The 18,898-nt window shown below is 70.9% G+C and carries 16 protein-coding genes and 1 pseudogene; 4 read left to right on the top strand and 13 right to left on the bottom strand.

Annotation, left to right across the window (positions count from 1 at the left end; all coding sequences use genetic code 11):
* The 3 genes and pseudogenes from EXU48_RS18500 to EXU48_RS18490 all read right to left on the bottom strand — a co-directional run.
* Nucleotides 1-1,032, bottom strand: a pseudogene (locus EXU48_RS18500) (hypothetical protein); the annotation flags it as partial.
* Nucleotides 1,033-1,034: 2 nt separating this feature from the next.
* Nucleotides 1,035-1,469: a hypothetical protein gene (locus EXU48_RS18495; RefSeq protein WP_133109151.1), complete on the bottom strand. Its 435-nt coding sequence runs from the start codon at nucleotides 1,467-1,469 to the stop codon at nucleotides 1,035-1,037.
* A 10-nt stretch (nucleotides 1,470-1,479) separates the two neighbouring features.
* Nucleotides 1,480-3,048, bottom strand: coding sequence for an FAD/NAD(P)-binding protein (locus tag EXU48_RS18490; protein ID WP_133109150.1), 1,569 nt, complete (start codon nucleotides 3,046-3,048; stop codon nucleotides 1,480-1,482).
* 204 nt (nucleotides 3,049-3,252) lie between these two features.
* Here EXU48_RS18490 and EXU48_RS18485 point away from each other — a divergent pair, with 204 nt between their 5' ends.
* Genes EXU48_RS18485 through EXU48_RS18475 form a run of 3 tightly spaced genes read left to right on the top strand, consistent with a single transcriptional unit; the run spans nucleotide 3,253 to nucleotide 6,016 of the window.
* Nucleotides 3,253-3,921, top strand: coding sequence for an O-methyltransferase (locus tag EXU48_RS18485; protein ID WP_133109149.1), 669 nt, complete (start codon nucleotides 3,253-3,255; stop codon nucleotides 3,919-3,921).
* Nucleotides 3,921-4,427 carry a PH domain-containing protein gene (locus EXU48_RS18480; protein WP_133109148.1) on the top strand — a complete coding sequence of 169 codons (507 nt, stop codon included), beginning with the start codon at nucleotides 3,921-3,923 and terminating at the stop codon, nucleotides 4,425-4,427. Before EXU48_RS18485 ends, EXU48_RS18480 begins: the two co-directional genes overlap by 1 nt.
* Entirely contained in the window at nucleotides 4,424-6,016 is a 1,593-nt protein-coding gene (locus tag EXU48_RS18475; protein WP_207947814.1) for a PH domain-containing protein, read from the top strand. Before EXU48_RS18480 ends, EXU48_RS18475 begins: the two co-directional genes overlap by 4 nt.
* A 99-nt stretch (nucleotides 6,017-6,115) precedes the next feature.
* Here EXU48_RS18475 and EXU48_RS18470 read toward each other — a convergent pair whose 3' ends face one another.
* The 9 genes from EXU48_RS18470 to uvrC form a co-directional block, all read right to left on the bottom strand.
* Nucleotides 6,116-6,463 (bottom strand): RNA polymerase-binding protein RbpA, encoded by a 348-nt coding sequence (locus EXU48_RS18470; RefSeq protein ID WP_133109147.1) that lies wholly within the window; start codon nucleotides 6,461-6,463, stop codon nucleotides 6,116-6,118.
* A gap of 15 nt (nucleotides 6,464-6,478) precedes the next feature.
* Nucleotides 6,479-6,715 (bottom strand): preprotein translocase subunit SecG, encoded by a 237-nt coding sequence (gene secG / locus EXU48_RS18465; RefSeq protein WP_407938757.1) that lies wholly within the window; start codon nucleotides 6,713-6,715, stop codon nucleotides 6,479-6,481.
* Nucleotides 6,716-6,852: 137 nt separating this feature from the next.
* On the bottom strand, nucleotides 6,853-7,650 hold the full coding sequence (gene tpiA / locus EXU48_RS18460) for a triose-phosphate isomerase (protein WP_133109145.1): 798 nt from the start codon (nucleotides 7,648-7,650) through the stop codon (nucleotides 6,853-6,855).
* Nucleotides 7,651-7,682: 32 nt separating this feature from the next.
* Nucleotides 7,683-8,879, bottom strand: a complete 1,197-nt coding sequence (locus EXU48_RS18455) for a phosphoglycerate kinase (RefSeq protein ID WP_133109144.1) — start codon at nucleotides 8,877-8,879, stop codon at nucleotides 7,683-7,685.
* 91 nt (nucleotides 8,880-8,970) lie between these two features.
* Nucleotides 8,971-9,978 (bottom strand): type I glyceraldehyde-3-phosphate dehydrogenase, encoded by a 1,008-nt coding sequence (gene gap, locus EXU48_RS18450; protein WP_133109143.1) that lies wholly within the window; start codon nucleotides 9,976-9,978, stop codon nucleotides 8,971-8,973.
* 181 nt (nucleotides 9,979-10,159) lie between these two features.
* The gene (gene whiA / locus EXU48_RS18445; protein ID WP_133109176.1) at nucleotides 10,160-11,140 is read right to left on the bottom strand and encodes a DNA-binding protein WhiA; all 981 of its coding nucleotides are present in this window, start codon (nucleotides 11,138-11,140) and stop codon (nucleotides 10,160-10,162) included.
* Nucleotides 11,141-11,157: 17 nt separating this feature from the next.
* Entirely contained in the window at nucleotides 11,158-12,165 is a 1,008-nt protein-coding gene (locus tag EXU48_RS18440; RefSeq protein ID WP_133109142.1) for a gluconeogenesis factor YvcK family protein, read from the bottom strand.
* Nucleotides 12,162-13,112 (bottom strand): RNase adapter RapZ, encoded by a 951-nt coding sequence (rapZ, locus tag EXU48_RS18435; protein ID WP_133109141.1) that lies wholly within the window; start codon nucleotides 13,110-13,112, stop codon nucleotides 12,162-12,164. Before rapZ ends, EXU48_RS18440 begins: the two co-directional genes overlap by 4 nt.
* A 13-nt stretch (nucleotides 13,113-13,125) precedes the next feature.
* A complete protein-coding gene (gene uvrC, locus EXU48_RS18430) occupies nucleotides 13,126-15,132 on the bottom strand; it encodes an excinuclease ABC subunit UvrC (protein WP_133109140.1) in 2,007 nt (668 codons plus the stop codon).
* A 33-nt stretch (nucleotides 15,133-15,165) separates the two neighbouring features.
* Between uvrC and EXU48_RS18425 the strand changes: the two genes are divergently transcribed.
* A complete protein-coding gene (locus EXU48_RS18425) occupies nucleotides 15,166-15,654 on the top strand; it encodes an OsmC family protein (RefSeq protein ID WP_133109139.1) in 489 nt (162 codons plus the stop codon).
* A gap of 236 nt (nucleotides 15,655-15,890) precedes the next feature.
* Here the strand turns inward: EXU48_RS18425 and uvrA are convergent, their stop codons facing one another.
* Nucleotides 15,891-18,827: an excinuclease ABC subunit UvrA gene (gene uvrA / locus EXU48_RS18420; RefSeq protein WP_456238534.1), complete on the bottom strand. Its 2,937-nt coding sequence runs from the start codon at nucleotides 18,825-18,827 to the stop codon at nucleotides 15,891-15,893.
* Nucleotides 18,828-18,898: the final 71 nt, after the last annotated feature.

Below are 18,898 nucleotides of genomic sequence, written 5' to 3'. Positions count from 1 at the left end.
CTTTGCACCCGCCGGCGGCTCGGGCGTCACGGGCGTGCCGGCCGACGGGGCCGGGGGCACCACCGGGGTCCCCGCGGACGGCGGCGGCGGGACCACCGGCGTCCCGGCCGAGGGGGACGCCGGGCTGGCGGGCTCGGCCGCCGCCTGGGCCATCGGCCCGTCGGCGCCGGCCATGGACTCCCCGTCCGAATTCGCCTCGGCGTCGCTCATGGCTTCACCGTGCGGGCCGCCGTGGGCCATCGCGTCGGCCAGTTCGTCGTCGGCCGTCGCACCGCCGGCCACGTCCTCGCCGGCCATCGCGGCGCCGTCGGACATCGCTTCGGCGTCGTAGACGGAGCCGACCAGCGTGGCCGACGCGCCCGGCACCGGTGCGTGCGGCGCGGGCCCGGACGGCACCGGGACGTCGGCCAGGTGGCTGGCGGACGACGGCGCCGGGACTGGTGCGACGGGGTCGCCCATGTGCGCGGTGATCGGGCCGAGGAGCACACCGCCGCCGGGCGTGACGCCCCGGTGGAACCCGGCCCAGTCGGGCATCGGGCCCTCGGCGGCCGCGAGGGCATCCGCGGCGTTTTCGGGGATGTCCAGTTCGCCGTCGGCGTCGTCATCGGCGATCAGCTGCAGCGCTCCCGCGGGCCACGGCAGCAGCCGGTCCACGGTGAACGCCGCGTCCTTGCCGAAGAGGGCGACCCGGTCCTCTGCGGGCAGGTCGGCCGCACCGGTGCGCTCGGTGACGCTCACGTCCCCGTACAGGAAGATCGCGACGCCGTCCTCACTGGCCGAGATGGCCCCGAAGCCGGGTGCCACCCCGTTGGTCTCCTCGAACCGGCTCAGCCAGATGGACAGCTGCCGGGCGAGGTCGCGCCCGGGTGCCGTCGGCGCGGTCCGGGAGGACGTCTGGATGCGCTCCAGCAGGTCGTTCGCCGCGTCCGGGTCGGTGCCCGGGTCGGTCCGGATGATCGCGACCACCCCCGGCAGCCGCACCAGGTGGTGGCGGCCCGGGTGGACGCGTGCCGGAACATCGTCGAAGTTCACCTTCACAGGAAACGACCTCCATTGAAACGCCAGCGGATGAACGGAACCCGCAACGGTCCGTTCTGGGCCGCCCAGATGAGGAACCAGGTGGTGACGAACTGGATCAGGTAGGCCCAGCCGGGCACGTGCGCGACGCCGGGGACCCCGCCGACGTTGATCAGCAGCCAGATCAGCAGGCCCTCGTTGATCCCGGTGAACAGGCCCCAGCTCGAGGGCCAGTCCTTCTCCCACCGGAACTGCTGGAGGAAGTGGTAGAGGAACTCCCAGAGGACGCCGAGCACGATGACCGTGAGCAGGATGATGAAGGTCGTCCGGTAACTCTCGCCCAGCGGTGCACCCGTCGGCAGCACGGGGGTGATGAGGAGCGTCCAGATCCCGCCGAGGATGGCGGTGACGAGGATCCGTGACTGAAGTCGGCCGTTCAGGGTGGGTAGCACGGTTGCCTTCCTAGATCGGCCGGTTCCGGGCCCAGCGCCACCATTGCGCGATGGACCGTCCCGGACCCATTCTCTTCACGAAGCCCACTCGGGCGAGGTCGTCGGCGATCTCCTGGGCGGAGATCTGCAGCCCCAGGAACGTGTCGACGCCCGGGAACGGGCCGCCGAGCGTCGAGCTCCCGGAGGCGTACAGACGGCCCGGGCGGCTGCGGGTGCCGATCACCTCGAACTGCGCGTTGACGTCGAGGCGCCCCTTGGGATTACGGCCGGCGCCGCTGTGGTCGAGCAGATCCGCGAGCACGCGGCTCTCCCGGATGTCCGCCTCGAGGCCGGTGCAGTCGATCACGAAGTCGGCGTATTCCTCGAGCCGGCCGTGCTGGGTGTCCATCGCGACCACCACGCCGGCGCCGTTCGGCCCCGGGCGGATGTTGTCGAACGTGCCCTGCATCTCCCGGTACCAGCCCTGCGACCGGCCCCGCTTGAGCTGCTCCAGCCAGTTCCGGCGGAACGGGGTGTTCGTGCCGCCCATCTCCTCGTAGGCCTGCGCGCGGGCCTCGCCCTCGAGCTTGGCCATCTTCTCCTTCAGCTGGCCGCCCCACACCGACTTCGGGTAGTTGAAGCCCTGGTAGGCCCATCCGTGCCCGCCGGGACGCCGGTTGAAGATGTCCTTCCCGTGCGGCCCGGTGTAGAACGTCCGGAACACCTGGAGGATCTCCGTCTGAAGGTGGTACTTGTCCCGGTCGTCGATGAGCCGTTGCAGCACCCGGGACGCGACGATGCCGCCACCGCGCACGACCACCTTGCCCGGACGGATCCGCAACTGGTCGTAGACGTGCTCGTGCGGCTCGTACGCGTTCACCACCTTGGTGGGATCGCGGTACGTGAGCCGGTAGTCCTGCAGGTCCTTCAGCAGCCGAAGGCCCGGGTAACCGATCGCGATGTGCACGTACTGGCTCTGGTAGGCGATCCGCTTCGTCGGCGCGGCCCCCGCGGGCGGGGTCAGGATCGTGTAGTAGCCGCCCCCGGCACGCCGGCGGACCATCCGGACCTGCCCCTTGCGCACGGACTGCAGATAGCCGATCCGGTTCATCTCCTTCTCCATGCCGGAGAAGGCCTGCCCCGCCCTCGGGGTGTAGTAGTTCGTCAGGATCGGCTCGGTGAACACGTTCCACAGCGGCCACAGGAAATCCTTGAGGTTCTTCGCCGCGAACGCCTCGGAGACCGCGTAGGACGGGAAGCCCCAGATGTTGTCCGGTCGGGACTGGGAGTCCGAGCGGAGCCGCTCCGTGCGTGGGATCTGCGAGACCCGGGTGAGGTACTCGTAGCTCTGCCAGGGCACGTCGAGGCCGGTCAGGACCACGATCTGCTGCGCCGGCACGCCGTAGATCCGCAGGTAGTCCACGGTCACGAAGGAACCGATGCCGCCACCCACCGTCACGAACGGCACGGGGACCACGGGGATGCCCGCGCGCGCGACCATGTCGTCGGTCCAGATATCGGTCTCGACGAGCTCCGGCGTGAGGTCACCCGGCTCGGTCCTCGGTGATGCGGACTGCGGGAGTGGTGCATCGCCGCTCATCCGTTCTCCCTTCGGTACTGGCGTCGAATGTGTTCGCGCAACGCGAGGTCGGCAACAGGGAGCACGCTATCGATTCCACACACCGAATGCCGCCGGATTCTGCGGCGATGTGTGGGCAGATGGCCCCATCGACCCCCTCGCGTGTCACCGTAGCGGATCGGTGCACCCCTGGTCAGGACCCTCCGGGTTTGTCAGGATCGGGGTATGGACACCGCACGATGGACCGAAGTCGACCGTTATTTCGCCGACCGTCTCCGCCCCCGCGACCGGGTCCTGACCGAGTCGGTCGAGGCCGGCTCCGACCTGCCCCAGATCCAGGTCTCGGACCTCCTCGGCGGACTGCTCGGCGTGCTGGCCCGCACCGTCTCGGCGCGGCGGGTCCTGGAGGTCGGCACGTTGTTCGGGTACTCCACGATCCATCTGGCCCGGGCGCTGCCCGTCGACGGCGCCCTGATCACCCTGGAGTACTCCCCCGAACACGCCCGGATCGCCCGGGAGAACATCGAGCGGGCCGGCCTGCAGGACCTCGTCGAGGTTCGGGTCGGGTCCGCGCTGGAGACCCTCCCGGGCGTCGCGGCGGACATCGACGCACCGTTCGACCTCGTCTTCATCGACGCCGACAAGCAGAACAACCCGGGTTACCTCGACTGGGCACTGCGCCTGACCCGGCCCGGCGGGTTGATCGTCGTGGACAACGTGGTGCGCGGTGGCGCGGTCACCGATCCGCAGAGCGACCGTCCCGACGTCCGGGGCACCCGCGCGATGGTCGACGCGCTCGCCACGTTGGTCGCGGAGCAGCGCGTCGACGCCACGGCGCTGCAGACCGTCGGGAGCAAGGGCTACGACGGCATCGTCCTGGCGTACGTGCGCTGATGCCGGCGCCGCGTACGACCGGGATGCAGCTGCGCCCGCCGCGGCACCGGTACGACCGCCGGGTGGTCGCCTGGTGGCGCTGGAGCGCGATCATCTGGACCGCCGTGATCGCGCTGCCGCTGGTGGTGCTCGGCATCATCATCGCGCCGGCCCGGGTCTGGCTGCTCGGCCCCGCCGCCGTCGTGATCGTGGTCGGCGGTGGGCTGGCCGTGGCGCTGCCGCTGTGGTGGTACGCCAAGCACCGGTGGGAGGTCACCGAGCACGCCGTGTACACCCGGACCGGGTACTTCTGGCAGACCTGGCGGGTGGCGCCGATGAGCAGGATCCAGACCGTGGACACCACCCGTGGGCCGCTGCAGCGGGCGTTCGGGCTCGCCACCGTGGTGGTCACCACGGCGTCGGCGGCGGGACCGGTGTCGATCGCCGGGCTCGACGACGCCCAGGCCACCGAGCTCGCGCACGAGCTGACGATCGTCACCAACGCCACCCCCGGGGACGCGACGTGAACGGCGCCGAGGACCTCGCGACCTCGGCGGCGACGCCGCCCGGCGAACCGGAGGTGGAGACCGACTGGCTCATCCTCGACCGCAGGACCGTGCTCGTCACCGCGATCACGCTGTTCGCGGTCTTCGCGGGCAGTTCGGTCCTCATCGTCGTCCCGATCTGGGCGCAGAGCGAGGCCGGGCCCGCGGCGCTCGCCTGGTGCGTGGGCGGCACGCTCGCGGTCACGATCGGCTCCGCGATCGCCGACCACCTGCGCTGGCGCACCACCCGGTACCGGCTCACCGAGAGCCGCCTCGAGATGCACAGCGGCATCCTGTTCAAGCGCCGCCGGTCCCTGGCCCGGGAACGGATCCGGAACGTGGACCTGACCGCGAACGTGCTGCTGCGGGCGTTCGGGCTGGTCCGGTTGTCCATCGGCACCGGGGAGAAGGTCAGCGAGGGCGACGGTCAGACGATCGTGCTGGACCCGATCACCAGGGCCGGGGGTGAGCGGTTGCGCACCGACCTGCTCCACCGGGCCCGGACCGACACGGGCACCGGGGCCGATGCCGACTCCGCCCCGGCTCTGGCGTCCTGGTCGCCGCAGTGGGTCCGGTACGTGCCCCTGTCGATCTTCACCCTGCTGATCGCCGCCGGCGCGGCGGGGGCCGTGTTCCAGGTGGCGGAGTGGTTCGGCGTGCCCGGGCTGCCGGTGGAGTGGGCACAGACCCTGGCCGACCGGTTCGGGGCCTGGCCGGCGCTGCTGGGCGCCGTCGTGGTGTTCGTGGTGCTCGGCGCGATCGGCCTGACCGCCCTGGGCCTCGAGGCCTGGTGGGGCTACCGGCTGGAACGTGCGCACGGCACCCTGCGGGTGCGTCGAGGGCTGCTCACGTCCCGGTCGATCAGCTTCGACGAGGCCCGGGTGCGCGGCGTCGACCTGGTGGAGCCGCTCGGGATCCGCCTCGCCCGGGCGGCGCGACTGGACGTCCTGGCCACCGGCCTGAGCGCCGACGCCGAGAAGCAGGAGTCGGCCACCCTGGTGCCGGCCTCACCCCGGGCCGTCCCGGTCGCCGTCGCCGAACGACTCCTCGGCGAGGCCCTACCGGGGCTCAGTCCGCACCCGCGGGCGGCCCGGAACCGGCGGCTGTTCCGGGCCGGGCTGGTGGTCGTCGGGCTGGTCGCCGCGGTCGGCGTGCTGGTGGGCCTTACCCGCCCGACGGCGTTCTGGACCTCGGTCATGATCGTCGCCGCGATCATCGGTTCGGTGGTCGCGGTCGCGGTCGCCGTGGACGGCGCCCGCAGCCTCGGCAACGCCCTCACCCCGGACCACCTGGTGGCCCGCCGCGGCAGCATCCGGCGCAGCACCGTGGCCCTGTCCCGGCCGGGGATCATCGGCTGGCGGATCCGGCAGTCGGTGTTCCAACGACGGGTCGGCGTGCTCACGGTGACGGCCACCACGGCCGCGAGCCGGGGCAGGTACTCCGTCGTCGACGTGGGTGAGGGAGCCGGCCTCGACCTCGCCGATGAGGCCGTGCCGGGGCTGCTGCGCCCGTTCCTGGTGTCGGCTGAACCGATGGGTGCCGACACGGAGAGTGCCGGGACTCGAGGGTAGTCGCGGGAGCAGCGTGATTCCGACGTACCGGTACGTCGGAACCACACCACATCAGGCAGTTCGGTGGGGCCGGGCCCAGCGGGCAGTTCGGACCGCGCGTCAGCCGCCGCGCCGGGCCCGCAGGGCCGCGAGCGCCTCGTCGAGGAGGGCGGCGCCGTCGGAGTCGGTACGGCGCTCCTTCACGTACGCGAGGTGGGTCTTGTACGGCTCGTTCTTGGGGGCCGACGGCGGGTTCGCCTGGTCCTGACCGGCGGGCAGGCCGCAGCGCGGGCAGTCCCACGTCTCCGGGACCACCATGCCGGGCTCCTGGGCGAAGCTCGGGCGGGTCTCGTGGCCCGACGCGCACCAGTAGGAGATCCACACCCGCGGCGCGGCGTCGCCCCGCTCGGCCTCGCCCATCGGTCCGGCGCCGACGCGCGAACCCCGAATTGCACTACCACCAGCCACGTGAAGACTCCCTGCTCAGATCGTGAACTTCTGGATGAGACCCAACAGCACAACCACAACCCCCCAGATCACGGCGGATCCGATCGTGATGCGGTTGAGGTTGCGCTCGGCCACACCGGACGAGCCGAGGCTGGAGGACATGCCGCCGCCGAACATGTCGGAGAGGCCGCCGCCCTTGCCCTTGTGCATGAGGATCGTCATGATCAGCACGCCGCTGGTGAGCACCAGCAGGACCTGCAGGACGATGGTCATTACCGTCACGTCGTCAGTACTTCCTCACGTGTAGTGGGCGTGCGCGAACGGCGCGCACCCGTGGAACCCCTGGTGAGTTTACGCGATCGGCGCGGGGACTTCACGCATCGTCCCCGCGCCGTCGCCCACCGCTCGTCCTAGAGGCCGACGTCGTGCGACTGGTAGCGCACGATCGCGGCGAACTCGGTCGGGTCCAGGCTGGCCCCGCCGACCAGGGCACCGTCGACGTCGGGCTGGGCCATGATCGAGGCCACGTTCCCGGACTTCACCGAGCCCCCGTAGAGGACGCGCACGGAGTCGGCGACCTCGGCCGAGTACAGCTCGGCGAGCCGCCGACGGATCGCGCCGCAGACCTCCTGGGCGTCCTCCGGGGTGGCGACCTCACCGGTACCGATGGCCCAGACGGGCTCGTAGGCGACGACCGAGCGGGCGGCGTCGGCCTCGGAGATCCCGGCGAAGGCGCCGTCCACCTGGGCCAGGGTGTAGGACACCTGGTCGCCGGCCTGCCGGATCTCCAGGCCCTCGCCCACGCACACGATCGGGATGATGTCCGCGGCCAGCGCGGCCTTGGACTTCGCGTTCACGAGGGCGTCGTCCTCGCCGTGGTACTGGCGTCGCTCCGAGTGACCGACCACGGCGTAGCCGACGCCGAGCTTGGCCAGCATCGCGGCGGAGATCTCGCCGGTGTAGGCGCCCTTGGCGTGCGCGGAGAGGTCCTGCGCGCCGTAGCCGATCTCGAGCTTGTCGGAGTCGACCAGGGTCTGCACCGAACGCAGGTCGGTGAACGGCGGGCAGACCACCACCTCGACGGACGTGAAGTCGTGCTTCGCGTCCTTGAGGGTCCAGGCCAGCTTCTGCGCGGTGTGCGTGGCCTCGTGGTGGTCGAGGTTCATCTTCCAGTTGCCCGCCATCAGCGGGGTGCGGCTGGTCGCCATCTGTGGTGCCTTCCTTCGGTTCGTGGGACGGGTCAGTTCAGGACGTCGAGGCCGGGCAGGACCTTGCCCTCGAGGAACTCGAGGGAGGCGCCGCCACCGGTGGAGATGTGGCTGAAGCCGGCTTCGTCGAAGTCCAGCTGGCGCACCGCGGCCGCGGAGTCGCCGCCGCCGACGATGGTGAACGCGCCGGCCGCGGTGGCGTCCACGAGACCCTGCGCCACCGCCTTCGTGCCGCCCGCGAACGCCGGGAACTCGAACACGCCCATCGGGCCGTTCCAGACGACGGTCCGCGCGGACGCGATCGCCTCGGCGAACACGGCGCCGGACTCCGGGCCGATGTCCAGGCCGATCTGGTCGTCGGGGATCTCGCTCGCCGCGACCACGGTGGCCGGGGAGTCTGCCTTGAACTCGGGCGCGACGACGATATCCGTCGGGAGCACGATGTCCACGCCCTTCTCGGCGGCCGTGGCGAGGTACCCCTTGACGGTGTCGATCTGGTCCTCCTCGAGCAGCGACTTGCCGACGCTGTGCCCCTGGGCGGCGAGGAAGGTGAACACCATGCCGCCTCCGATGAGCAGGCGATCAGCCTTGGTGAGGAGGTTGGCGATCACGCCGAGCTTGTCGGAGACCTTGGAGCCGCCGAGGACGACGACGTAGGGCCGCTCCGGGTCCTCGGTCGCCTTCCGCAGGGCCTCAACCTCCCTCTGCACGAGACCGCCGACGGCGGCCGGCAGCTTGGTCGCGACGTCGTAGACACTGGCCTGCTTGCGGTGCACGACGCCGAAGCCGTCGGAGACGTAGGCGTCTGCGAGGGCCGCCAGGTCGTCCGCGAGCGCGCCGCGTTCGGCGTCGTCCTTGGACGTCTCCCGGGGGTCGAACCGGATGTTCTCGAGCAGGACCACGTCGCCGTCAGCGGCAGCGGACACGGCCGCCTGCGCGCCCGGGCCGACCGTGTCGGGCGCGAGGACGACGTCCTGCCCGAGCAGCTCGCCGAGCCGCGCCGCGACCGGCGCAAGGGAGTACTTGTCCTCCGGCGCCCCCTTGGGACGACCGAGGTGAGCGGTCACGATGACCTTCGCTCCGCCGTCGACCAGCGTCTTGATGGTCGGCAGGGCCGCGCGGATTCGGCCGTCGTCGGTGATCGTGGTGCCGTCCAGCGGCACGTTGAAGTCGGAGCGGACCAGGACGCGCTTCCCGCGCAGGTCGCCGAGGTCGGAGATGGTCTTCATGGCTGCTGCCTCCAAGGAGATGGTTCGGATCGGGACATGACGACGCCCGCGTACAACCGGTACGCGGGCGCCCTCATGTGCGAAGCGTTGGTCAGAGCTTCTCGCCGACGTAGACCGTGAGGTCCACGAGCCGGTTGGAGTAACCCCACTCGTTGTCGTACCAGGCGACGACCTTGACCTGGTCGCCGATCACCTTGGTCAGACCGGAGTCGAAGATGCTCGAGGCCGGGTCGGTGACGATGTCGGTGGAGACCAGCGGGTCCTCCGAGTACACCAGCAGGCCCTTGAGCTCGGAGCTCTCGGCGGCCTCCTTGACGGCGGCGTTGACCTCCTCGACGGTCACCTCACGGGAGGCGGTGAAGGTGAGGTCCGTGGCCGAACCGGTCGGGACCGGGACGCGCAGCGCGTAACCGTCCAGCTTGCCCTTGAGCTGCGGGAGCACCAGGGAGACCGCCTTCGCGGCACCGGTGGAGGTGGGGACGATGTTCAGGGCGGCGGCGCGGGCCCGACGCGGGTCCTTGTGCGGGCCGTCCTGCAGGTTCTGGTCGGCGGTGTAGGCGTGCACCGTGGTCATCAGGCCACGCACGATGCCGAACTTCTCGTCCATGACCTTGGCCAGGGGCGCGAGGCAGTTCGTGGTGCAGGAGGCGTTCGAGATGATGTTGTGGGTCGCCGGGTCGTAGTCGGTGTGGTTGACACCCACCACGAACGTGGCGTCCTCGTTCTTCGCCGGGGCGGAGATGATGACCTTCTTGGCGCCCGCGTCGATGTGCGCCTGGGCCTTCGAGGCGTCCGTGAAGATGCCCGTGGACTCGATGACGATGTCCGCTCCGAGCTCACCCCAGGGCAGGGCGGCCGGGTCGCGCTCGGCGAGCGCCTTGAACGTGTGGTCACCGACGGTGATGGTGTCCTCGCCGAAGGACACGGGGCGGTCCAGCTTGCCGAGGATCGAGTCGAACTTCAGCAGGTTCGCCAGGGTCTCGTTGCTGGTCAGGTCGTTGACACCGACGACCTCGATGTCAGCCCCGCTGGCCAGGGCGGCCCGGTAGAAGTTCCGTCCGATGCGGCCGAAGCCGTTGATTCCGACGCGGATGGTCACGTTTTCCTCCTCGCGCGCTCACTGCGCGCATAGCGTCTGTCGGTCTTCGCGCTCACGCGCGAGTCTGTGGGAGTGTGATGACCCTTCGATTGTTGCCTCATGGTGGGCCATTCACCACCTCCAAAGGTACACCCGTGGGCGGCCCCTGCTCCCGGGCGAAGGTCCCGCCGGGTGTGGGGTGTCACATGTCGAGCATGTCCTGGGTCAGGTTGCTCTCGGTATCCGGGATGCCCGCTTCCGCGGCCTTCTTGTCGGCCATCGCGAGGAGGCGGCGGATCCGTCCGGCGACCGCGTCCTTCGTGAGGGCCGGGTCGGAGAGCTGCCCGAGTTCCTCCAGGCTCGCCTCCTTGTGCTCCAGCCGCAGCCGGCCGGCGCTGAGCAGGTGGTCGGGCACGTCCTCGCCGAGGATCTCGAAGGCCCGCTCCACCCGGGCGCCCGCGGCCACCGCGGCCTGAGCGGACCGGCGGAGGTTCGCGTCGTCGAAGTTCGCGAGCCGGTTCGCGGTGCCCCGCACCTCCCGGCGCATCCGCCGTTCCTCCCAGGCCATGACCGCGTCGTGGGCGCCCATCCGGGTGAGCATGGCGCCGATCGCGTCCCCGTCCCGGATGACCACGCGGTCCACGCCGCGGACCTCCCGGGCCTTCGCACCGATCCCGAGCCGCCGCGCGGCACCGACGAGTGCGAGCGCCGCCTCCGGGCCGGGGCAGGTCACCTCGAGGGCAGAGGAGCGCCCGGGCTCGGTCAGCGAGCCGTGGGCGAGGAACGCACCACGCCAGGCCGCGACGGCGTCGCCGAGGCTGGCGTTCACCACGTGTGGCGGCAGCCCCCGGACCGGGCGTCCCCGGGAGTCCAGCAGGCCGGTCTGCCGTGCGAGCGCCTCGCCGTCCTTGACCACCCGGACCACGTAACGGTTGCCGCGCCGCAGCGCACCGCCGGAGACCACGATCACCTCGCTGGTGTGCCCGAACACCTCGTGGACGGCCTGGCGCAGGCGCCGTGCGGCGATCCCGGTGTCGAGCTCGGCCTCGATGACGATCCGGCCGGAGATGATGTGCAGACCGCCCGCGAACCGGAGGGTCGCCGCGACCTCGGCCTTGCGCGCGGACATCTTGTCGACGCGGAGCCGGGCCAGCTCATCCTTCACCTCGGCCGTCAGGGACATGAGGGTCATCCTCCCACTCATCGTGACCGCTCTCCGACGTCGGAGAGGAAGCGGTCGAACGCATCACGGTAGGCGGCAGCGAGCCGCAGGGTGTCATGGCGAGGTGTGCCGTCACCGGCGCTGACCTGGCGTAGCAGCATGGCCCCCCCCACCGTCGAGACCGCCGCGCTGAGGTCGTCGAGGTCCTCGACGGCGCCCGGGTCGGCGATCACCACGTCCACGCGCAGGTCGGGGGCGTACTCACGCAGCGACCGCAGGTGGTCCGCGGCACTGAACCCGTCCGTCTCCCCGGCCTGCGTGGAGAGGTTGAGGGTCAGCGCGATCCGCGCCGAGGTCTCGTGCAGGGCCCGGGCGATGCCGGGAACGAGCAGGTGCGGCATCACCGACGTGTACCAGGAGCCGGGCCCGAGGATCACCCAGTCGGCGCCCATGATCGAGGTCACGGCCTCCTCGCAGGCGGGCGGCTCCTCGGGGGTCAGCCGCACCTTCGTGACCCGGCCCGAGGTCACCGCCACCCGGCTCTGACCGCGGACCACGGTGGGCTGGTCGGTGGGCCCGTTCGGCAGTTGCACCTCCGCCTCGATCCCGAGCGGCACCGCCGCCATCGGAACCACCCGGCCGCGGGAGCCGAGCAGCTGCCCGATCAGGTCGAGGCCGGCCACGGGGTCACCGAGGAGCTCCCAGAGGGCGACGATCAGCAGGTTCCCCACCGAGTGGCCGTCGAGCGGGCCGTCGGAGCTGAACCGGTGCTGCAGGACGTCGGCCCAGGTATGCCCCCAGTCGGACTCGTCGCACAGTGCGGCGAGCGCCATCCGCAGGTCGCCCGGCGGGAGCACCCCGAGCTCCTGACGCAGCCGCCCGGACGAGCCGCCGTCGTCGGCGACGGTCACCACGGCGGTGACGTCCCGGGTGACGTGGCGCAGGGCGCCGAGGGTCGCGGCCAGCCCGTGGCCACCCCCGAGGGCGACCACGCGCAGCGCATCGGGCCGGGCGGCACCCAACCAGGCGGGTGCGGTGGCTCTCATTCGCGGCCCAGATCACGGTGCACGGTGCGGACGCTCTGCCCGGCGGCGCGCAGCCGGCCGGCGATCGCCTCGCTGATGGCGACCGAGCGGTGCTTGCCCCCGGTGCAACCGACCGCGATCGTCACGTAGGGCTTCTGCTCGGTGAGGTAGCCGGCGAGCACCGGCTCGATCGCGGCGACGTAGCGGTCCACGAACTCCTCAGCCCCGGGCAGGCCGAGGACGTAGTCGCGGACCGGGTCGTCCCGGCCGTTGAGGTGCCGCAGCTCGGTCACCCAGTACGGGTTCGACAGGAAGCGCACGTCCACGACGTGGTCGGCGTCCAGGGGCAGCCCGTACTTGAACCCGAACGAGACCGTGGTGATCCGGATCTTGCGGTCCCCGGACTCCCCCGCGACGACGTCCCGGACCTGGCGGGCCAGATCGTGCACGGAGAGGTCGCTGGTGTCGATCACGACGTCCGCGCGCGAGCGCAGGTGGTCCAGCAGCCGTCGCTCCTCGGCGATCCCGTCGAGCATCCGGCCGTCGCCCTGCAGCGGGTGCGGGCGACGCACCTGCTCGAACCGGCGGACCAGGACCTCGTCGGCGGCGTCCAGGAACACGATCCGGTAGTCGACCTGCCGGGTACGCAGGTCCGCGAGCACCTGGACCAGGTCGGAGAAGAACTCCCGGCTGCGCACGTCGACCACCGCGGCCAGGCGACGGACGCCGCCGTCGGCCTGGGTCATCATCCCGGACAGCGCGAGCAGCATCTTCGGCGGGAGGTTGTCCACCACGTACCAGTCGAGATCCTCCAGCACGGCCGCCGCGCGGGTCCGGCCGGCGCCCGACATCCCGGTGATGATGAGCACCTCGGGCCGGGCGTCGTCGGCCGGCGGGGTCTCCCGCTCGAGCAGTGGAATACCTTCCGGGACGGTCGGGGGCAGCTCGGGATCGGTCGCCTCGGTCATGGGTCTCAGAATGTCACGATCTGGCAACGTCGGCAGGCCGGTCCGGCACCGGGGCGAGCGCCTCGGCGACGGTGGCGGCCATCTTCGGGCCGATCCCGGGCACCTGCGCGATCTCCTCCTCGGTGGCTCCCCGGATGGCCCGGACGGACCCGAACTCCTTGAGCAGCGCGGCCTGGCGGGTGGGCCCCAGACCGGGCACCGAGTCGAGCGCGGACCGGGTCATTCCCTTGCCCCGCCGCTTGCGGTGGTGCGTGATCGCGAATCTGTGGGCCTCGTCACGCAACCGTTGCAGCAGGAACAGCCCGTCGCTGGTCCGGGGCAGCACCAGCGGGAACTCCTCCCCCGGCACCCAGACCTCCTCGAGCCGCTTGGCCAGCCCGACCAGCGCCACGTCCACGATCCCCAGCTCGTCGAGCGCGGCCTGGGCGGCCGCCACCTGGGGCGCTCCGCCGTCGACCACCACGAGGTTCGGCGGATACGCGAACCGCTTCTTCGGCGCGGTCGCGTCGAACTCTCCCGGCGACAGGGCGACCGGACCCGACGGCGTCAGCGAGCCACCGCCGTCGACCTCCTCCAGCGACGGCGACCCCACGGGGTCGGCGAGATAGCGGCGGAACCGGCGGGTGAGCACCTCGTTCATGGCCTCGGTGTCGTCGCGGGCGCCGGTACCGTCGGGTCCACGCACCACGAAGTGCCGGTACTCGCTCTTGCGCGGCAGCCCGTCCTCGAACACGACCATCGAGCCGACCTGTTCGGTGCCCTGGGTGTGGGAGATGTCGTAGCACTCGATGCGCAGCGGCGACTCGGCCAGGCCGAGGAGCTCCTGGAGGTCGGCGAGGGCGTGCGACCGGGCAGTCAGGTCACCGGCCCGGCGGGTCTTGTGCAGGGCAAGGGCTGCCTTCGCGTTCCTCTCGACGGTCTCGGCGAGGGCCCGCTTGTCCCCCCGCTGGGCCACCCTGACCCGGACCTTCGCCCCGCGCAGCTCGCCCAGCCAGGTCTCGACCTGGGCGACGTTCTCCGGCGCCGTCGGCACGATGATCTCCCGGGGCACGGCCCGGTCGGTAGCCTCACCGGGGTTCGCTGCGAGGTCACCGTAGACCTGTTCGAGGAGGCGCTCGACGAGCTCCCCCGGGGCCAGGTCCTCGACCCGCTCGGTGACCCAGCCGCGTTGCCCGCGGACCCGGCCGCCACGCACGTGGAACACCTGCACGGAGGCCTCGAGCTCGTCGTGCGCCATCGCGAACACGTCCACGTCGGTGCCGTCCGGCAGCACCACGGCGTTCTTCTCGACGACCTTGCGCAGCGCCCCGAGGTCGTCGCGCAGCCGGGCCGCGCGCTCGAAGTCGAGCTCGGCGGCGGCGGCCTTCATCTCCCCCTCGAGCCGGTTCACGGCGGACCCGGTGTTGCCGGCCATGAAGTCGCAGAAGTCGTCGGCGAGGTCGCGGTGGTCCTCGGTCGAGATCCGGCCGACGCACGGGGCCGAGCACTTGTCGATGTAGCCGAGCAGGCAGGGCCGCCCGGACTGCGCCGCGCGCTTGTAGACGCCGGCCGAGCAGCTCCGGATCGGAAAGACCCGCAACAGCAGGTCGACGGTCTCCCGGATCGCCCAGGCGTGGGAGTAGGGGCCGAAGTAGCGCGTGCCCTTGCGCTTGGCGCCGCGCATGACCTGCACCCGCGGGACCTCCTCCCCCATCGTGACGGCGAGATAGGGGTAGGACTTGTCGTCGCGGTACTTGACGTTGAACCGGGGGTCGTACTCCTTGATCCAGGAGTACTCCAGGGCGAGCGACTCGACCTCGTTGGCCACCACGGTCCACTCCACCGAGCTCGCGGTGGTGACCATCTGCTGGGTGCGGGGGTGCAGCGCGACGATGTTCTGGAAGTAGCTGCTCAGCCGGGAGCGGAGGTTGACCGCCTTGCCGACGTAGATGACCCGGCCGTGCGGGTCCCGGAACCGGTACACGCCGGGTGAATCGGGGATCTCGCCCGGCTTGGGTCGGTACGAGGAGGGGTCGGCCATGCCCTCCAGAGTAGTTCGCGCTAGCGTGGGTCGATGGGCCCGCTGCACACGTACACGGTCAACGTCGACTGGACCGGGGCCGGCGAGCACGGCACCGAGACCTACACCTCCTACGCCCGGGACCACCTGGTGCGGATCGGTGGGAAGCCGCCGCTGCCCGGATCCGCGGACGCCGCGTTCCGCGGGGATGCCTCGCGGTACTCGCCGGAGGAGCTGTTCGTCGCCTCACTGAGCCAGTGCCACATGCTCTGGTTCCTGCACCGAGCCGCGATGGCGGGCGTGGTCGTGGTCGCCTACACGGACCGGGCCACCGGAACCATGCGGGTCGAGACCGCCGGGGCCGGGCAGTTCACCGAGGTGGTGCTGCACCCGGGGGTGACCGTGGCCGAGCCGGTCAGCGAGGCCCAGATCGCCGCGCTGCACCAGCAGGCGCACGACCACTGCTTCATCGCCCGGTCCGTCAACTTCCCGGTGCGGCACGCACCGTTGGCGACCGAGGTGCGCGCGGCCCAAGGCGTGTGAGGCCGCGGCGGGCCGGCCCCGGCGGCCGGCCAGGCCGGCCCGGCTGGACCCCCGGGCCGCGAGAGTGTCATCCTGCGGTTCAAAACACAGGATCGCCCGCAGGATCGCACCCTCGCGCGCCCACGCCACGCGTGGGTGTCGTCCTGCGGCTCACGCAGCGCATAACGCCGCGGATTCACACCTTCGCCCTCCGGACCGGGATACCGACCTGCAGGCACCCTCGGCGGCCCGGGACCTCAGGCCGTCTTCGCCTTCTGCGCCCGCCGCACCGACCGGGCCTTCGGCTTGGCGAGGTCGGCCACCTTCGTGATCGGCTTCAACTTGGCCACGGCATCCGTGCCGAGGATCTCGGCGAGGAACCTGCCGGTGTGCGACTCGGGCACGGCCGCGACCTGCTCCGGGGTGCCCTCCGCCACGACGGTCCCGCCGCCGTTGCCGCCCTCGGGCCCCATGTCGATGATCCAGTCGGCGTTCTTGATCACATCGAGGTTGTGCTCGATCACGATCACGGTGTTGCCCTTGTCCACGAGGCCCTGGAGCACATCCATGAGCTTGCGGATGTCCTCGAAGTGCAGACCCGTGGTGGGCTCGTCGAGCACATACACGGTGCGCCCGCTCGAGCGCTTCTGCAGCTCCGAGGCGAGCTTGACCCGCTGGGCCTCCCCGCCGGAGAGCGTCGGTGCGGGCTGCCCGAGCCGCACATAGCCCAGTCCCACGTCGACGAGCGTGTCCAGGTGACGTGCGATCGCAGGTACCGCGGCGAAGAAGCCGGCCGCCTCCGAGATCGGCAGGTCCAGCACCTCGGCAACCGTCTTGCCCTTGAAGTGCACCTCGAGGGTCTCCCGGTTGTACCGGGCGCCGTGGCACACCTCGCAGGGGACGTACACGTCCGGCAGGAAGTTCATCTCGATCTTCAGCGTCCCGTCACCGGAGCAGGCCTCGCACCGGCCGCCCTTGACGTTGAAGGAGAACCGGCCCGGGGTGTACCCACGGACCTTGGCCTCCGTGGTCTCCGCGAACAGCCTGCGGACGTGGTCCCAGACCCCGGTGTACGTGGCCGGGTTCGACCGCGGGGTGCGACCGATCGGGCTCTGGTCGACGTGCACGACCTTGTCCAGGCGTTCGAGCCCGGTGACCCGCTTGTGCCGGCCGGGCACGTGCCGGGCGCCGTTCAGTTCGTTCGCGAGCACGTTGTACAGGATCGTGTTGACCAGGGTCGACTTCCCCGACCCGGATACGCCGGTCACGGACACGAAGCACCCGAGCGGGAACGAGACGTCCACGCTCTTGAGGTTGTTCTCCCGTGCCCCCTCGACCGTCATGAACCGCCCCCGCTCCGGCTTGCGGCGGTGGCTCGGGATCGGGATGGACCGGCGACCGGACAGGTACGCGCCGGTCAGCGAGTCGGAGTTGGCGAGCAGCCCGGGATAGTCGCCGGAGTGCACGATGTGGCCGCCGAGCTCGCCGGCTCCGGGGCCGATGTCCACGACCCAGTCGGCGGCGTGGATCGTGTCCTCGTCGTGCTCGACGACGATCAGCGTGTTGCCGAGATCACGCAGCCGGGTGAGGGTCTCGATCAGGCGACGGTTGTCCCGCTGGTGCAGGCCGATGCTCGGCTCGTCGAGCACGTACAGGACCCCGACCAGCCCGGAGCCGATCTGGGTGGCGAGCCGGATCCGCTGCGCCTCGCCACCGGAGAGGGTGGCCGCCGGCCGGGACATCGACAGGTAGTCGAGCCCGACGTCGAGCAGGAAGCCCATCCGGGCATGGATCTCCTTGAGCACCTGCCCCGCGATCGCGGCCTCCCGCTCCCCGAGCTGCAGGGCGTCCAGGAACTTCTTCGCCTCGTCGATCGGGAGCGCACAGACCTCCGCGATCGACTTGCCGCCGACCTTGACGGCGAGTACCTCGGGCTTGAGCCTGGTGCCGTCGCAGACTGGGCAGGGCACCTCCCGCATGTACTCCTCGTACTTCTCCCGCGACCACTCCGAGTCGGTCTCGGAGTGCCGCCGCTCGAGGAAGGCGATGACCCCCTCGAACCCGGTGGAGTAGGAGCGTTCCCGGCCCCAGCGGTTCTTGTACTTCACGTGGACCTTGTGGTCCTTGCCGTACAGGACCGCTTCCTTGGCACGCTGCGGCAGCGCTCGCCACGGGGTGTCGATGGAGAACCCGAGGTCGTCCGCGAGCGCGGCGAGGACCCGGTCGAAGTACTGCGACGAGGTCTGCGACCACGGGGCGATCGCGCCCCCGGCGAGACTGAGTTCGTCGTCGGACACCACGAGGTCGGGGTCCACCTCGAGGCGGGTGCCGATCCCGGTGCACTCCGGGCACGCACCGTAGGGCGCGTTGAACGAGAACGTCCGGGGTTCGATCTCCTCGAGTGAGAGTTGGTGCTCGTTCGGGCAGGCGCGCTTCTCCGAGAACCTGCGCTCCCGGCCCGCGTCCTCGGCGTCGAGGTCCACGAAGTCCGCGATCACGAGCCCCTCGGCCAGGCCGAGCGCGGTCTCGATCGAGTCGGTCAGGCGCTGGCGCATGTTCTCCCGCACCACGAGCCGGTCGACGATCACCTCGATGGTGTGCTTGAGCTTCTTCTCCAGCACCGGCGGCTCGCTCAGCTGGATGACCTCGCCGTCCACCCGGGCGCGGCTGAAGCCGCGCGTCTGCAGGTCCCGGAACAGGTCCGCGTACTCGCCCTTGCGGCCCCGGATCACCGGGGCCAGCACCTGGAACCGGGTGCCGTCGGGCAGTTCGCGCAACTGGTCCACGATCTGCTGCGGCGTCTGCGCGGTCACCCGTTCGCCACAGATGGGGCAGAACTGCGTGCCGGCGCGTGCGTACAGCAGCCGCAGGTAGTCATAGACCTCGGTGATCGTGCCGACCGTCGAACGCGGGTTCCGGTTGGTCGACTTCTGGTCGATCGAGACGGCGGGCGAGAGACCCTCGATGAAGTCGACGTCCGGCTTGTCCATCTGACCGAGGAACTGCCGGGCGTACGAGGACAGCGACTCCACGTACCGGCGCTGGCCCTCGGCGAAGATCGTGTCGAAGGCGAGCGAGGACTTCCCCGAACCGGAGAGTCCGGTGAACACGATCAACTGATCCCGGGGAAGGTCGATGCTGACGTTCTTGAGGTTGTGCTCGCGTGCGCCGCGGACGAGAAGGGTGTCACTCACGTCCTCCATGGTAAGTCGAACCACCGACATCGTACAACCGTTCGACCACGTGTCGTCGGTCACGCCGCCGA

It is taken from the genome of Occultella glacieicola (genome assembly GCF_004353825.1).
Lineage (GTDB): Bacteria > Actinomycetota > Actinomycetes > Actinomycetales > Beutenbergiaceae > Occultella > Occultella glacieicola.
The sequence above is the reverse complement of the archived record's forward strand: the minus strand, read 5'-3'. Positions and strand labels throughout refer to the sequence as shown.

Excerpts from the sequence above, each read along its gene's own strand:
- EXU48_RS18455 (WP_133109144.1), bottom strand. The coding sequence starts at position 8,879 with ATGAAGACCATCTCCGACCTCGGCGACCTGCGCGGGAAGCGCGTCCTG.
- uvrC (WP_133109140.1), bottom strand. The coding sequence starts at position 15,132 with ATGGCCGACCCCTCCTCGTACCGACCCAAGCCGGGCGAGATCCCCGAT.
- secG (WP_407938757.1), bottom strand. The coding sequence starts at position 6,715 with ATGACCATCGTCCTGCAGGTCCTGCTGGTGCTCACCAGCGGCGTGCTG.
- EXU48_RS18425 (WP_133109139.1), top strand. The coding sequence starts at position 15,166 with ATGGGCCCGCTGCACACGTACACGGTCAACGTCGACTGGACCGGGGCC.
- EXU48_RS18480 (WP_133109148.1), top strand. The coding sequence starts at position 3,921 with ATGCCGGCGCCGCGTACGACCGGGATGCAGCTGCGCCCGCCGCGGCAC.
- EXU48_RS18440 (WP_133109142.1), bottom strand. The coding sequence starts at position 12,165 with ATGAGAGCCACCGCACCCGCCTGGTTGGGTGCCGCCCGGCCCGATGCG.
- whiA (WP_133109176.1), bottom strand. The coding sequence starts at position 11,140 with ATGTCCCTGACGGCCGAGGTGAAGGATGAGCTGGCCCGGCTCCGCGTC.
- rapZ (WP_133109141.1), bottom strand. The coding sequence starts at position 13,112 with ATGACCGAGGCGACCGATCCCGAGCTGCCCCCGACCGTCCCGGAAGGT.
- EXU48_RS18490 (WP_133109150.1), bottom strand. The coding sequence starts at position 3,048 with ATGAGCGGCGATGCACCACTCCCGCAGTCCGCATCACCGAGGACCGAG.
- EXU48_RS18485 (WP_133109149.1), top strand. The coding sequence starts at position 3,253 with ATGGACACCGCACGATGGACCGAAGTCGACCGTTATTTCGCCGACCGT.
- tpiA (WP_133109145.1), bottom strand. The coding sequence starts at position 7,650 with ATGGCGACCAGCCGCACCCCGCTGATGGCGGGCAACTGGAAGATGAAC.